Consider the following 14,197-nt stretch of genomic DNA (forward strand, 5'->3'; position numbering starts at 1 on the left):
CGCGGCGGGCGCGCGACCACCGCCTCGGCCGCGCCGGCCGCCTCCACCAGCACCAGGTCGGCGCGCGCGCCCGGCGCCAGGCCGTAATCGCCGAAACCGCAGCCGCGCGCGGCCGAATCCGTCACGCAGTCGAGCGCGACGGCCAGCTCGTCGTCGCGGCGGAAGTTGTTGCGCATGCCGATCAGCATCGCGCGTTCGAGCATGTCGGGGCGGCCATAGGGCGTCCAGGTATCGCGGATCCCGTCGTTGCCGCCCACCACGGTCACGCCCGCCGCGCGGCAGGCCGTCACCGACGGCACCTCGATATCGGGCGGCGCGCTGGTGATGATCGGCACGTCCAGCGCGGCCATGCGCGCCAGCAGCGCGTCGCGCACGCGCGGCTCCACCCCGCCCAGGCAGAAGCCATGGCTGATCGCCACCCGGCCGCGCATGCCGAGCGCGGCGGTGCGATCGAGGACCAGCCCCAGCGAGGCCGCGCCCATCTCGCCGCGCTCGTGCAGGTGCAGGTCGATGCCGCTGCCGTGCCGCTCGGCGAGCCGGAACATCAGGTCGACGGCCGCCACCGGGTCGCCCTCGATCGCGCAGGGATCGAGCCCGCCGACCAGGTCCGCGCCGGCGCCCAGCGCCGCGTCGAGCAGCGCCTCGGTGCCGGGCCGCGCCAGCACGCCCGATTGCGGGAAGGCGACGATCTGGATTTCCTGCCGGCCGCGCATCGCCTCGCGCGTGGCGAGCACGCCTTCCAGGTGCTTCAGCCCCGCCTCGGTATCGATGTCGACATGGGTGCGCAGCCGCGTGGTGCCGGCCGCCAGGAAGGCGCGCGCCAGGGCCAGCGACTGCCGGCCCGCGTGGTGCCCCTGCTCGGCGCGCCAGCGTCGCTCGAACTCGATGCGATCGACCAGGCGCGGGCCGACCTCGTTGCGAAACCAGGGCAGGCCCCAGTGCGTCTTGTCGAGATGCGTGTGGCCCTCGACCAGGCCCGGCAGCGCCAGCCGGCGCGCGCCGTCCTCGATCGCGCAGCCGGGCGGCGGCGCCAGCGCGGGGCCGATCGCGGCGATCCGCGAACCCATGATGAGGATGTCGGCGCGCGCGCCGTCCAGGGTGCGGATGTCACGAATCAGCAGGGAGGTCGTCGTCATTGGAGAAGCGGGAAAAGGTCGGTGTCGGGCAGGTCGTTGCATGCGCAACGGGATGGCGCGCGCGGTTCATGTCGCCGGCTCACATCGCGGTGACCGGCAGGTCGGGTTCGAGCTTGCGCCAGACGAAGCCGATATGCTCGACCATCAGGCGCCGCGCCTCCTCGGGCTGGCGCGCGCGGATCGCCTCCCACAGCCGCAGGTGCTGGGCCAGGATGTGCTCGCCGGCCTGCTCGCGCAGCTCGAACAGGTTGGTGTTGTTGAGCGAGATATGGGTGTGCAGCATCTTGGCCAGGCTGCCCTGCAGGTGGCGCAGCATCGCGTTGTGCGAGGCGCCGGCCAGCGCCGCGTGGAAATCGCCGTCGAGCCGCGATTCGCGCGCGTGGTCGCCCTCGCGATGCGCCTCGACCATCGCCGCCATCACGTTGCCGATCCGCGCGAGGTCCTCCTCGGTGGCGCGCATCGCCGCCAGGTAGGCCGTGGTGGCCTCCAGCATCAGGCGGAATTCCAGCATGTCGGGGCGCAGCTCGGGATGGTCGCCGACCAGTTGCCGCCACGGCGAGATCAGGCCCGTCTGCAGGCGGTCGGAAACGTAGAAGCCCGACATCGGGCGGCTGGTCAGCAGCCCGCGCGCCACCAGCCGCTGCAGCGCCGTGCGCACCGTCGAGCGCGCCGCGCCCATCGACTCGGCCAGCTTGCGCTCGCCCGGGATCCGTTCGCCGGGCGCCCACACGCCCTCGATCAGTTGCGTCTCGATCTCGCGCAGGATGCGCTCGGTCTGGCTGGGGGTTTTCATCGGGAGGCTGGGCTGGCGTGGATGGGTGGATCGAATCGAGGGATGGCGGAAGATCGGGGAGATCGGGAAAGCGCGGCCCGGCCGACAAACCGTAAACTGGTCGTACCAGTTTGCCGGAAGCCGGGCGGGCTGTCGATCATGGCGACCACCGATGCCAGGCCAGCCCCGCCCGGCGATCGGACCAGACAGGCGCCGCCCCGAGGCGGCGCCACATCCCCCAGCAGGAGAATTCCATGAAGGTGGCCCTGTTCGTCCCTTGTTTCATCGATGCGCTCTACCCCGAGGTCGGCATCGCGACGCTGGAGCTGCTCGAGAAGCTCGGCCTCGACGTCGACTATCCGCGCCGCCAGACCTGCTGCGGCCAGCCGCTCGCCAACAACGGCTGCGAGGCCGACGCGGCCGGCGCCGAAACGCTGTTCGTCGACAACTTCGCCGGCTACGACTACGTGGTGGCGCCCTCCTCGAGCTGCGTCCACCATGTGCGCCAGCACCTGACGGCGGCCGGCGAATCGCCGCGGATCGCGGCGGTGCGCGCCAATACCTACGAATTGACCGAGTTCCTGCACGACGTGCTCGGCGTGCGCGCGTTCCCCTGGGCGCGCTTCGAGCACACGGTCGGGCTGCACAACAGTTGCAGCGCGATCCGCCACCTGCACGCGGCCTCGATGAGCGAGATCCAGGGCGAACCCTGGTCGAAGGCGCGCACGCTGCTGGAGGGCGTGGCCGGCATCCGCTTCGCCGCGCCCGCCCGGCCCGACGAATGCTGCGGCTTCGGCGGCACCTTCTCGGTATCGGAGGCGGCCGTCTCGGTGCGCATGGGCCAGGACAAGGTGCGCGACCACCGGCAGGCCGGCGCCGAGTTCATGGTCTCGGCCGACATGTCCTGCCTGATGCACCAGCAGGGCTGCGCCGCGCGCGAGCGGATCCCGATGCGCTTCCTGCACATCGCCCAGGTGCTGAACGGCGTCGATACGGCCGCGCTGGCCGGCCCCGGCCGCGTGGAGGTGCAGGCATGAGCCGCGCCAAACCCGTCGATCACGCCGGCGCCGCCGAGGCCTTCCTCGCCAAGACCGAGCACGTGGCCTTCCACGACCGCCGTCTGTGGGACCTGCGCAAGAAGCGCGACGCCCAGGCCGCCTCGATCGAGGAATGGGAGACGCTGCGCACGCTGGCCTCGCAGATCAAGGAACACACGCTGTCGCGCCTGGCCGACTACCTGGAGCAGTTCGCCTCGAACGCCGAGGCCAACGGCGTGAAGGTGCATTGGGCGCTCGACGCGGCCGCGCACAACGAAACCGTCTACCGCATCCTCGAATCGCATGGCGTGAAGACGCTGGTCAAGAGCAAGTCGATGCTGACCGACGAATGCGAGCTGCGCGAATACCTCGGGCCGCGCGGCATCGAGGTGATGGAGACCGATCTGGGCGAGCGGATCCAGCAGCTCGACCAGCAGCCGCCCTCGCACGTGGTGGTGCCGGCCGTGCACAAGCTGCGCGGCGACGTGGCCGAATTGTTCGGCCGCACGCTCGGCACCGATCCCGCCAACGACGACATCCACTACCTGGCCGAGAGCCAGCGCGTGACCACCCGCCCGGCCTTCCTGGAAGCCGGCGCCGGCATGACGGGCTGCAACTTCGCGGTGGCCGAGACCGGCACCGTGGTGGTCTGCACCAACGAGGGCAATGCCGACCTGTCGGCCAACGTGCCGCCGGTGCATATCGTCTCGATCGGCATCGAGAAGCTGATCCCGCGCATCGCCGACCTCGGCGTGTTCGTGCGGCTGCTCTCGCGCAGCGCGCTCGGCTCGCCGATCACGCAGTACACCTCGCACTTCCGCAAGCCGCGCCCCGGCACCGAGATGCATTTCGTGATCGTCGACAACGGCCGCTCGGCGCGCCTGGCGATGGACGATTTCTGGTACTCGCTGAAGTGCATCCGCTGCGGCGCCTGCATGAACACCTGCCCGGTCTATCGACGCAGCAGCGGGCTGTCGTATGGCAGCACCTATGCCGGGCCGATCGGCGCGATCCTGAACCCCGCCTACGACCTCAAGCGCTTCAGCACCCTGCCCTTCGCCTCGACCATGAACGGCAGTTGCAGCAATGTCTGCCCGGTCAAGATCAATATCCACGAGCAGTTGTATCGCTGGCGCCAGATCGTCGCCGAGGAAGGCGAGCTGCCGCGCGTCAAGCGCGGGCTGATCAAGGTGGCGGGCAAGCTGCTGGCCAATCCCTCGCTGTATCGCGCCTCGGTGCGTTCGATGCAGACCGCCCTGCATCGGCTGCCGAACCTGGTGCTCTACAACCCGCTCAATACCTGGGGCAAGGGGCGCGCGCTGCCCGAGGCGCCGAGGCAGACGTTCCGCGATTGGTACGAGGCGAATCGGGGCAAGGACGGCGCCCAGGCGGGCCCGGATAAAAACAAGGACGAGGAGTCGACATCATGAGCGTGTCTCGCGAGGAATTCCTGATGCGCGTGCGCGCGGCGCAGCGTGTGGCCGTGCGCGAGGATGGCGGTAACGGCAGCTTCGCGGCGATCGGCGGCGACGATCCGCATCCGTTGCCGGTGCTGCCGGTGTTCGAGACGCCCGCGGGCGATCGGCTCGAACGTTTCCGCGCGAGTCTGGCGACGATGGGCGGCAAGTGCGTCACGCCGGCCTCGCGTGCGGAACTGCCGGGATGGTTCGCCGAGCGGTTTCCGGGGCATGTGCCGCTGTCGGCCACGGACGAGGTGCCGGGCGTCGAGTTGCTCGATGCGGCACGGGTGCCGGCTTCGCTGCACGAGGTGGAGGTGGGCGTGGTGCGGGCGCGCCATGGCGTGGCCGAAACCGGATCGGTCTGGCTTTCCGAGGCGGAGTATCGCGTCAACGCGCTCGGTTACCTGGTCCAGCATCTGGTGGTGCTGCTCGATCCGGCCGATATCGTCGATGGCTTGCAGGACCTGTATCGGATTGCCGATTTTCATGAGGCGAGCTACGCGGCGCTGGTGACGGGGCCCTCGGCCACGGCCGATATCGAGGGCGTGCTGATCCAGGGGGCGCAGGGGGTGAGGTCGTTGACGGTGGTGTTGCTGGGGCGTGGGGCGGGTTGAGGGCCGGCAAACTCCGCCGGCGGTAGTCTCAATCACGAGCCGGCACCGGCGAACAACCACAACGCGCGGCGTCGTGGCCGCCCCCGGCCCGCCCAAGCTCATTGTTCCGACGATAGGCCCGCGATGGATGCCTGATCCTGGTGCATCGACGGCCATTCCATGTATTTCTGCGCCGACGGCTTCCGTTTTCCGTCGCATATTTCGCCTGCGAGCCGCGAGCGCCCGGCCAAACTGCGCGACGATGAAATCGGAGACTCCCGATGCCGCTACCGCATCCGGCCTCGCGCCGGAACGTGTAGCCCGCAGGGGAAATAAAGTTGTCGACTGTGGAAGAAACACCATGAACGCCATTACCAGGAAGCTGGCCGCGCTGATGCCGGGCCAGCATGCGCCCGCCCCCGACGACGCCCCGAACCACGGGGCCCCCGCCGCCGATCGGCGCCATGTCGGCGCGCCCCTGCAGGGACTGGCCGGCATGGCCCGCTCCCTGAAGCCGGGCGCCGGCACGGCCACGAACTCGAAGCGCCCGCTCGGTGAACTGCCCGGGCCGACGCTCAGCGTGAAGCATCGGATCTCGGCCGGACTGTCGCGGCTCACCCACTCCCACGACCGCCTGCTCCAGCCGATCGTCGGCATCAACGCGATGCGCAATGGTCGCGAGAAGATCCACTTCGGCAAGCGCAGCTTCTTCTCCGGCACGGTTACCCTCGAAGCCGAGGGCCGGCCGCCCCGCAACGTGCGCGTGATCGCGGAGCGCCACTTCCACGACGACGGTTCAAGATTGCGCCAGGCCTTCTATCCGCTCGACAAGAACCTGAAGCCGGACACGAGCACCCGGCTCTACAAGCGCACGGACGGCAGATGGGGGATCGACAGCCTCAAGGACGAGCGGGATCCGTCCACGCGATGGCTGCCCGCCGACGCCTTCGACAAGATCGCCAGGGATGGCTTCAAGACCGGCTTCCATCGCGTCGGCAATCGCGAGTTCTGCGTCGCCTCGACCATGCAGGACTCGAAATCGTCCAATCCGTCCAAGCCGGTGATGTTCGAATGCATTCGTGGCGCGACGCCGGCCGAGGATCGATATCACGCCGTCAAGTCGAACCTGGGCCGCGGCCATGCGGTGTACCTGCCGGTCGACATGGCCGCCGCCGATCCCTTCATCGGACAGATCACGGTCCAGCTCGAGAGCCGGCTGGCCGGCCGGGTCAGCCTGGCCGGCGCCGGCGCGCAGCCGCTGGCCATCGCGCGCGCGGCGGCCGTCAGCGCATTTCGCGCCGGCGCGCCGGTCCATGAGGCGATCGCGCTCGGCGTCGATCTGGTCTCGGTGCGGGGGCGCGTCACCGACGAACACAGCCTGTCGACTTACGCCGCGGCCGGCTCGGCGGCCGGCCTGCTGCATCGCTCGGGCGCCACGCCCGAGGCGGCCAGCGAAGCCGCGCACTCGCTGATCCGGATGGCCGAGATCATGCCGTCCGGGCAAGTGGCGACGGCCGCCGTCGATCCGCTGGGCCTGCCCGCCGGCCCGCAACGCCGGCACGGCATCCTGAACCTGGCCTATCGCGACGCCGCCGCCGGCCTGGGCGCCATGAAGACCCGGGTCGACCGGATGGATCGCAGCGCGCATGGCGCGGACCTCAGCGCGCTGACGGCGGCGGCCCGGCAACTGTTCGTCGAAAAGGGCTACACCGCGGCCGAGTTGCCCGCCATCGCCGCCGAGAAGGCCCGCCAGCAGCGGGCAAAACTGGATGATCGCGCCGACCAGGCCGAGGCGGTGGCCGACGAGGCCCATCTCGCCGTGCTGGCGGCCAGCGCCGAGCTCGCCAAGCTCGAACCGACACTTCCGCGAAGCGGCGGCTGGTCGGCGGCATCGCTGCTGGCCCCGCTGCGCGGCGGCGGCGCCCAGGCGGCCAACCCGAACGCACCAGCGCTGACGCTGGCACGCGCCACCCTCGATCGCGCGCAACAGCGGCACGCGCTGGCCTCGCAGGGCGCCGCCGCGGCGCGCCACGATGCCGATCAGGCCGGCGGCGAGCATGGCGAGCGACTCGAGCTGGCGGTGAGCGTGCTGTGCGCGGCTCATCGCGCCGCGCCCGACAACCAGCATGCCGCGATGGTGGCCGCGCGCGTGGCGTGCGAAACCTTCCGTGCGCCCGGCGATGCGCCGCGCGCGCGCTTCGCCGCCGATACGGCCCATCTCGCGCTGCTGGCCGGCGCCCCGGAGAGCGATGCGATCGCGATCGCGCACCTGGCCGCCGAATCCCATGACGCCGCCGCTCCCGCCGGCTACAGCGCCGACGATCTGCGCGCGCTCCAGGTCGCCCACGTACAGGTGGCGAGCCCCGGCGGCGCGACACCGCTCGACGAGGCAGGCTCCCGCGCGCGCTCGCTCGCGGCCACCGCGGCCGTGGACCTGCTCGCGCAAGCGAATCCCGATCACCAGACGGCATCGCGGCTCATGGGCAGCCTGGTGTCCGGCACCCGGCCCGCTCCCGAACGTCCGGCCACGGCCACTGCCCCGCTGTTCCTGCATGCCGACGCGACCGCGGCGAAATCGCCCGCTCCGTCCCTGCCCGCCATTCCCGAGCATTACGAGCCGGTCGCCTCGACGCTCAGCGGCGAGCATGCCCCGCTGGTGAAGGACTGGGGGCACGCCAAGATTCGCGAGGTCCGGAACCATGGCTTCCATGCCGCCGACGGCAATGCCAAGACCACCTACCTGATCGAGATGCCTGGGCCCAAAGGCAAGGTCTGGACGGAATTCTCATGGTCGCCCAACTCGAACCAGCTCTATGGCGAGATCGACGTCAAGCCGAGGAATGCCCGCGACGGGGAGCAAGCCGGTCACGGCAAGGTACTGGTCGCCTATAACGGCACGACGGGCGAATGGGAATCGTTCGAAAAACGCACGCGCGACCTCAAGGAGAAGACGCTCGGCGTGCTCGACGACATGGCGGCGCTGCTGGAGTCGCGCGATGTCGGCACCGGTGACTGGGAACTGCCCTACTCGAGCAGTCAGAGCGGTTTCATGCAGAACGTGAAGCATCCGTACCAGACGCAGATCGAGGAGGAGATCCGCCTATTCGTGCAGGGTCGCCACAGCCAGCCGCAATTCAAGACCCGCATGTCGGACCTGTTCATCAAGATGTCGAAGGACCTGGAAGGCGACCGTAGCCGCAAGAAGGCCATCATGCGACATCAGATCGACACGGCGCTGCGATTGTTCTCCGCGGCTGCGGGTGCCAGCCTCGGCAGCGCTCGCGTGGCCGCTTCGTTCTCCTGAGGTGGAGCCGGCGGCCGGGGCGCGGGATGCACCGCGTCGGGACCCGCGAAGGCTTCGCCGCCCCTACACCGACTGCCGCGAAAAAATCCGGATCACCGAATTCAGGTGAGTCAGCATCGCGCGCCGCGCGCCCTTGGCATCGCGCGCCTCCAGCGCGTCGAGGATCGCGCGGTGCTCGACCTCGGAGCGATGCGGCATGTCACGCGGCGTATACAGCTTCTGCAGCCGCTGGAACAAGGGATCGTAGCGATGCGCGAGCATCTGCTTGATCATCATCGCGTAGGCGTCGTTGCCGCTGGCCTCGGCGATGCGGATATGGAACAGCCGGTCGCCCGGATGCGTGGTCGAACCGCTGCGATTGTCCTGCTGATTGCGCAGGAAGGCTTCGCGGATCGCCGCGAGCTGCGCGTCGGACGCATTGAGCGCGGCCAGCTCGGCCGCCTCGGGTTCGATCAGCTTGCGCGCCTGCAACAGGGAAAACGGCGGAATCTCGGCATTGAGGTCGAATTCGATGCCCAGCTCGGGATCGACCTCGAGCAGGTTCGAATGCGGCGCCGGCGCGGCCTCGGCGGGCGGCTGCTCGCGCTGCCGCACCGAAACGCCGTCACCGACACGCACGGAAACCAGCCCGACCACCTCCAGCGCGATCAGCGCCTCGCGCACCGAGGTGCGCGACACGCCGAACTGCACGGCCAGCTCGCGCTCGGGCGGCAGGTAGCTGCCGGGCGGGAAGCTGCCGGATTCGATCATCGCGCGCAATTGATCGGCGATTTGCTGGTAGAGACGGCGATTCTGGATAGGTTGGATCGGCATACGTTCGCTGGCGAGTCGCGTCGGGATCGTGGGCGTTCGCGGCCGCCGCCCCTCGGGCGGCACACGCGAACCAGACGGCGATTCTAATACGTATGCGTCGATCGGCCGACGCGCGCGCTTTCCGGCCTGCGCGCGCGCACGCCTGCCGGGCGCCGGCCAGCGGCCCGCGCGCAGCCGGATCATGGCTCAGGCGATGCGGCTGCCGCGCCAGCCGTACCAGGCCACCACGGCGAAACAGGCGAGCGGCAGCGCGTAGGCGATGCTCACGCCCGAGCCGTCGGCGACGCGCCCCATCGCGTAGGGCATGATCGCCCCGCCGACGATCGACATCACCTGGAACGAGGCGCCGCGCTTGGTCTGCGGGCCGAGATCCTTGACGCCGAGCGCGAAGATGGTCGGAAACATGATCGACATGAAGAAGAACACGCCGATCAGCGCGAGCACCGACAGCACCGGGATGCCGGCCAGCACGATGGCGCAGAGCGCGATGTTGGCGAGCGCGTAGAGCGTCAGCAGCCGGGCCGGCGAGACCTTGCCCATCGCGGCGGTGCTCACGAAGCGCCCGGCCATGAACAGCAGCAGCGCGATCGACAGCATGAAGGAGGCGCGCTGCGCGCTCAGCTCGGGCCAGTGCACGATCGCGTAGTTGATGAAAAAGGCGCCCACGCCCACCTGCGCGGCCACGTAGAAGAACTGCGCGACGATGCCGCCCACGAAGTGCGGACGCGACCAGATCGACTCGCCGGCGGCACGCTGCGCGGCCGAGGCCGGGCGGCGGATGTCGGGCATCGGCGTGCGCGCGATCAGCAGCGCGAGCAGCACCACCACGCCGGCGATCGCCACGTAGGTGATGCGCACCGAGCCGAGCCCCTCGGGAGCGGCCTGGCTGGCCGCGCCCGAGGGGAAGAAGAAGGCGCCGCCGATCAGCGGCCCGAGGAAGCTGCCCAGGCCGTTGAAGGATTGCGAGAGGTTCAGGCGCCGCTCGGCCGTCTCGGGCGTGCCGAGTTCGGTCACGTAGGGATTCGCGGCGGTTTCCAGGCAGCCGAGGCCGGAGGCGATCACGAACAGCGCGAACAGGAAGAACGGGAAGCTCGCCACACCCGAGGCCGGGATGAACAGCAGCGCGCCGATCGCGTAGAGCGTGAGCCCCAGCAGGATGCCGCGCTTGTAGCCGAAGCGCTCCATCAGCAGCGCGGCCGGGATCGCCATCACGAAATAAGCCCCGAAATAGGCGCCCTGCAGCAGGCCCGATTGCGCCTTGCTGACGTGCAGCACGTCCTGGAAATGCTTGTTCAGCACGTCGAGCAAGCCATATGAGAGCCCCCACATGAAAAAGAGGCTGGTCACCAGAATGAACGCGGTGCGCCAGTCGCGCGAGCGTTGCGCCGTGCCGACCGGCGTGATGCCGGCTTCCGATACCTGTTGCATGAATCCTGTCTCCTTCCGTCCCGGTCACGGGCTCGTCTGTTTCTGTTTCCGGTTGCCGTCGCCGGCCCCGCTCACTGCCCGCCGAGATCGAAGATGCGCGCCATCGGCGCCCACTTCACCCCGACCGGCGTCCATGGCGTGGGCTGCTGGAAGGTGCTCATCAGCGTCTCCCACTCCACCACCTTCGGATCGGCGAGGCTCGCCGCCGCCATGCGCGCGGCGTCGAAACGCGCGTCGTCCGTTTCCATCACCATCGTCAGGCGGTTGCCGATCCGCCAGATCTCCATCGAGCTCACGCCCTGCCCACGCAAGTGCGCGGCAATCTCCGGCCAGATCCGCTCGTGATGCGCCTCGTAGCGCGCGATCGATTCGGGGTCGTCTCTCAGGTCCAGCGCCAGGCATTGCCGCATCGTCGTGTCTCCGTTGTGTTTTTTCGAGGGTCGATCGGCGCGCGGGCCTCAGCCCAGCGCGCGGTCCAGGTGCGTGTAGCCGCCGTCGACGAACAGCCATTGGCCGGTCGTGTGCGAGGCGCGCTCCGACAGCAGGAACACGGCCGTCGAGGCGATCTCCTCGGGCGTGGTCATGCGCTTGCCGAAGGGGATGCGCTGCGTGATCGCGGCCAGTTTCGCCTCGGGATCGTCGAAGCTGGCGAGCCAGGATTCGTAGAGCGGCGTCATCACCTCGGCCGGGATCACGGCGTTCACGCGCACGCCGTCGCCGGCCAGCGAGGCGGCCCATTCGCGCGTGAGCGACAGCACCGCGCCCTTCGCGGCGCAATAGCCGCTGGTGCCGCCCTGCCCGGTCAGCGCCGTCTTCGACGAGACGTTGACGATCGCGCCGCAGCTGGCCTTCAGGTGCGGCTCGCAGTAATGCGCCATCGCGTAGTAGTGCAGCAGATTGCGTTCGAGCGAGGCGACGAAGGCCGCGCGGCCCGCGCCCAGGCCGACGCCGTCGTTGACGCCGGCGTTGTTGACCAGCCCGTCGATGCGGCCGAATTCGGCGATCGCGGTTTCGACGGCGGCCTGGCATTGCGCGTCGTCGAGCAGGTCGGTGCGCAGCAAGCGCGTGCGGGGCTGCTGGTCGCGCAGTTGCGAGGCGAAGGCATCGTCGGGTGCGTTGCGGTCGAGCACCACCGGAATCGCGCCTTCGGCCGCCAATGCGCGCGTGATCGCGCCGCCGATGCCGGCCGCGCCGCCCGTGACCAGCACCACCTTGTCTTGCAGATCGAGGTTCATCAGGATTCTCCGTTCGCGTTCGAGCCCTGCCGCTCAGGCGGCTGCATGGGACACGGCGGCGGCGGGATCGACCGATTCGCCCGACCTGGCCGTCTCGCCGCGAAAGCGATAACGCTCCAGCGATTCGGGTTTCATCTCGATCGAGAAGCCGGGCGCGCTCGGCGGCATGTAGGCCGCGTCGCGCACCACGCAGGGCTCGACGAAATGCTCGTGAAGATGGTCGACGTACTCGATCACGCGGCCCTCGCGCGTGCCGGCGATGCAGACGTAATCGATCATCGACAGATGCTGCACGTATTCGCACAGGCCCACGCCGCCCGCGTGCGGGCACACCGGCAAGCCGTATTTCGCGGCCATCAGCATCACGGCCAGGATCTCGTTGACGCCGCCGAGGCGGCAGGCGTCGATCTGCACCACGTCGATCGCGCCGCGCATGATGAACTGCTTGAACAGCACGCGGTTCTGGCACATCTCGCCGGTGGCCACCTGCACCGGGCCGATCGCCTCGCGGATCTTGCGATGGCCTTCCACGTCGTCGGGGCTGGTGGGTTCCTCGATGAACCAGGGCTTGGCGAAGGCCAGCTCGCGCACCCAGTCGATCGCCTCGTCCACTTCCCAGACCTGGTTGGCGTCGATCATCAGCTTGCGATCGGGGCCGATCACCTCGCGCGCAATGCTCACGCGGCGGATGTCGTCCTCCAGGTTCGCGCCCACCTTCAGCTTCACGTGATCGAAGCCGGCGTCGATCGCCTCGCGGCAGAGTCGGCGCAGCTTGTCGTCGCTGTAGCCGAGCCAGCCGGCCGAGGTGGTGTAGCACGGGTAGCCTTCGCGTTCGAGCGTGGCGATCCGCTCGGCCTTGCCGGGTGCCTGCTTGCGCAGCAGTTCCAGCGCGTCCGACTCGCTCAGGCAGTCGCCGAGATAGCGGAAGTCGATGGTGCGCACCAATTGTTCCGGCGTCATGTCGGCCACCAGGCGCCACAAGGGCTTGCCTTCGGCCTTGGCCCACAGGTCCCAGGCGGCGTTGACCACCGCGCCGGTGGCCAGGTGGATGGCGCCCTTGTCCGGGCCGATCCAGCGCAACTGGCTGTCGGAGGTCACGTGGCGCCAGAAGCGGCCCATGTCCTCGCGGATCCAGTCCAGGTCGAGGCCCACCACCAGGTGGCGCATCGCCTCGATGGCCGCGCAGCAGATCTCGTTGCCGCGGCCGATCGTGAAGGTCAGCCCGTGCCCTTCCAGGCCGTCGCGATCGGTTTCGAGGATCACGTAGGCAGCCGAGTAATCGGGATCGGGGTTCATCGCGTCGGAACCGTCGAGCTTCTGCGAGGTCGGAAAACGCACGTCGAGGACGCGCATCGAACGAATGATCGTCATGGTCGTATGTCGTGAATCGTGATTCGAGTGGCGGATGAGCTTGGCGCCATTGGCTCAAAGGATCAATGGTCCAACCAATTGGTCTCAATGATACGAGCTTCGGCCAGCCTCGTCACGCCGTGACTCCTCCGGGTTTTCCCGATGACGGGCCGGCATCGTGCCGGCCCGCTTCGCCTGCCCCGGCCTTCAGTCGATGCGGTAGAAACGGCGGGCATTGCCGCCGAACACGTCGGCCAGCGCCTCGGCGCCGAACCAGCGCGCGCAGGCCCGCTCGCAGGCGGCGAACCAATCCTCGTAGCCGCCATGCGAGGCCGCCAGGCGCAGCACCGGCCAGTCGCTGCCCCACATCAGGCGGCGCGGCCCGAACAGCGTCGCCACGGCCTCGATGTAAGGCGCCACGCCGCTGTCGTCGCTGCCCTCGCCGGCCTCGGTCCACAGGCCCGAAAGCTTGCAGCTCACATTGGGCAGCGCCGCCAGGCGCGCCATCGCGCTGCGCCACGGCTCCAGCCGGCCGCTGGCGATAGGCGGCTTCGCGGCGTGGTCGATCACGATCGGCAGCGCCGCGTGACGCGTGGCGAAGGCATGCAGCGCATCGAGTTGCGGCGGCAGCACCAGCGCATCGAACACCAGCGCGTGCTCGCGCAGCGCATCGACCGCGGGCGCGAGCGCCTCGTCGTCGATCCAGCGATCGTCCAGCGCCTGCAGCATCGGCCGCACGCCGCGGAATTTCGGCTCGGCCGCGAACGCCGCGATCCGCTGCGGCGCGTCGGCTGCCTTCATGTCCACCCAGCCCACCACCGCCTTCACGCTCGGCGTCGCGCTCGCGAGCGCGAGCAGGTAGCGCGTGTCGTCGAGCGTGGGCAGCGACTGCACGAGCACGGTGCCGTCGATCTCCGTCGCGCGCAGATGCGGCGCGAGATCCTCGGGGCCGAAATCACGATGGATCGCGGCGAGGCTCGGCGGCGGCCATTCGCCCTCGCGCGCGGCCATGAGCCAGTAATGCTGGTGGGCGTCGATTCTCGAACTCATCGCGCGGTTTCCTTTGCCT

12 protein-coding genes are annotated in these 14,197 nt (G+C 69.4%); 4 read left to right on the forward strand and 8 right to left on the reverse strand.

Annotated elements, in window-relative coordinates:
• Both F3J18_RS22520 and F3J18_RS22525 read right to left on the reverse strand, forming a co-directional pair.
• The coding region (locus F3J18_RS22520) for an amidohydrolase family protein (protein ID WP_166914303.1) at positions 1 to 1,136 on the reverse strand (1,136 nt) is incomplete at its 3' end.
• Positions 1,137 to 1,215: 79 nt separating this feature from the next.
• A complete protein-coding gene (locus F3J18_RS22525) occupies positions 1,216 to 1,929 on the reverse strand; it encodes a FadR/GntR family transcriptional regulator (RefSeq protein WP_013697975.1) in 714 nt (237 codons plus the stop codon).
• Between the two features lie 233 nt (positions 1,930 to 2,162).
• On the opposite strand from F3J18_RS22525, the gene F3J18_RS22530 reads away from it, so the two are divergent.
• Genes F3J18_RS22530 through F3J18_RS22545 form a run of 4 tightly spaced genes read left to right on the forward strand, consistent with a single transcriptional unit; the run spans position 2,163 to position 8,302 of the window.
• Complete coding sequence (locus F3J18_RS22530; RefSeq protein WP_166914305.1) at positions 2,163 to 2,945, forward strand: (Fe-S)-binding protein; 783 nt, start codon at positions 2,163 to 2,165, stop codon at positions 2,943 to 2,945.
• Positions 2,942 to 4,375, forward strand: a complete 1,434-nt coding sequence (locus tag F3J18_RS22535) for a lactate utilization protein B (protein WP_166914307.1) — start codon at positions 2,942 to 2,944, stop codon at positions 4,373 to 4,375. Before F3J18_RS22530 ends, F3J18_RS22535 begins: the two co-directional genes overlap by 4 nt.
• Complete coding sequence (locus tag F3J18_RS22540) at positions 4,372 to 5,019, forward strand: LUD domain-containing protein (RefSeq protein ID WP_166914309.1); 648 nt, start codon at positions 4,372 to 4,374, stop codon at positions 5,017 to 5,019. Before F3J18_RS22535 ends, F3J18_RS22540 begins: the two co-directional genes overlap by 4 nt.
• The gene (locus tag F3J18_RS22545) at positions 5,006 to 8,302 is read left to right on the forward strand and encodes a hypothetical protein (RefSeq protein WP_166914311.1); all 3,297 of its coding nucleotides are present in this window, start codon (positions 5,006 to 5,008) and stop codon (positions 8,300 to 8,302) included. Before F3J18_RS22540 ends, F3J18_RS22545 begins: the two co-directional genes overlap by 14 nt.
• 63 nt (positions 8,303 to 8,365) lie before the next feature.
• On the opposite strand, the gene F3J18_RS22550 is transcribed toward F3J18_RS22545, so the two are convergent.
• From F3J18_RS22550 to F3J18_RS22575, 6 genes are all read right to left on the reverse strand, one after another.
• Entirely contained in the window at positions 8,366 to 9,115 is a 750-nt protein-coding gene (locus F3J18_RS22550; protein WP_013697967.1) for a FadR/GntR family transcriptional regulator, read from the reverse strand.
• Between the two features lie 186 nt (positions 9,116 to 9,301).
• Positions 9,302 to 10,543 (reverse strand): L-fucose:H+ symporter permease, encoded by a 1,242-nt coding sequence (gene fucP, locus F3J18_RS22555; RefSeq protein ID WP_166914313.1) that lies wholly within the window; start codon positions 10,541 to 10,543, stop codon positions 9,302 to 9,304.
• Positions 10,544 to 10,614: 71 nt separating this feature from the next.
• Entirely contained in the window at positions 10,615 to 10,953 is a 339-nt protein-coding gene (locus F3J18_RS22560) for an L-rhamnose mutarotase (RefSeq protein ID WP_166914315.1), read from the reverse strand.
• Positions 10,954 to 11,001: 48 nt separating this feature from the next.
• Positions 11,002 to 11,778 carry an SDR family oxidoreductase gene (locus F3J18_RS22565; RefSeq protein ID WP_166914317.1) on the reverse strand — a complete coding sequence of 259 codons (777 nt, stop codon included), beginning with the start codon at positions 11,776 to 11,778 and terminating at the stop codon, positions 11,002 to 11,004.
• Between the two features lie 33 nt (positions 11,779 to 11,811).
• Positions 11,812 to 13,149 (reverse strand): L-fuconate dehydratase, encoded by a 1,338-nt coding sequence (locus F3J18_RS22570; RefSeq protein WP_166914319.1) that lies wholly within the window; start codon positions 13,147 to 13,149, stop codon positions 11,812 to 11,814.
• A gap of 186 nt (positions 13,150 to 13,335) precedes the next feature.
• Positions 13,336 to 14,178 (reverse strand): amidohydrolase family protein, encoded by an 843-nt coding sequence (locus tag F3J18_RS22575; RefSeq protein WP_166914321.1) that lies wholly within the window; start codon positions 14,176 to 14,178, stop codon positions 13,336 to 13,338.
• Positions 14,179 to 14,197: the final 19 nt, after the last annotated feature.

The sequence above is a fragment of the Burkholderia sp. Ax-1720 genome, from assembly GCF_011753035.1.
Lineage (GTDB): Bacteria > Pseudomonadota > Gammaproteobacteria > Burkholderiales > Burkholderiaceae > Burkholderia > Burkholderia gladioli.

Bases quoted from the DNA above. Each gene is read 5' to 3' on its own strand.
- F3J18_RS22525 (WP_013697975.1), bottom strand. From the start codon at position 1,929: ATGAAAACCCCCAGCCAGACCGAGCGCATCCTGCGCGAGATCGAGACG.
- F3J18_RS22530 (WP_166914305.1), top strand. From the start codon at position 2,163: ATGAAGGTGGCCCTGTTCGTCCCTTGTTTCATCGATGCGCTCTACCCC.
- F3J18_RS22535 (WP_166914307.1), top strand. From the start codon at position 2,942: ATGAGCCGCGCCAAACCCGTCGATCACGCCGGCGCCGCCGAGGCCTTC.
- F3J18_RS22540 (WP_166914309.1), top strand. From the start codon at position 4,372: ATGAGCGTGTCTCGCGAGGAATTCCTGATGCGCGTGCGCGCGGCGCAG.
- F3J18_RS22550 (WP_013697967.1), bottom strand. From the start codon at position 9,115: ATGCCGATCCAACCTATCCAGAATCGCCGTCTCTACCAGCAAATCGCC.
- fucP (WP_166914313.1), bottom strand. From the start codon at position 10,543: ATGCAACAGGTATCGGAAGCCGGCATCACGCCGGTCGGCACGGCGCAA.
- F3J18_RS22560 (WP_166914315.1), bottom strand. From the start codon at position 10,953: ATGCGGCAATGCCTGGCGCTGGACCTGAGAGACGACCCCGAATCGATC.
- F3J18_RS22565 (WP_166914317.1), bottom strand. From the start codon at position 11,778: ATGAACCTCGATCTGCAAGACAAGGTGGTGCTGGTCACGGGCGGCGCG.
- F3J18_RS22570 (WP_166914319.1), bottom strand. From the start codon at position 13,149: ATGACGATCATTCGTTCGATGCGCGTCCTCGACGTGCGTTTTCCGACC.
- F3J18_RS22575 (WP_166914321.1), bottom strand. From the start codon at position 14,178: ATGAGTTCGAGAATCGACGCCCACCAGCATTACTGGCTCATGGCCGCG.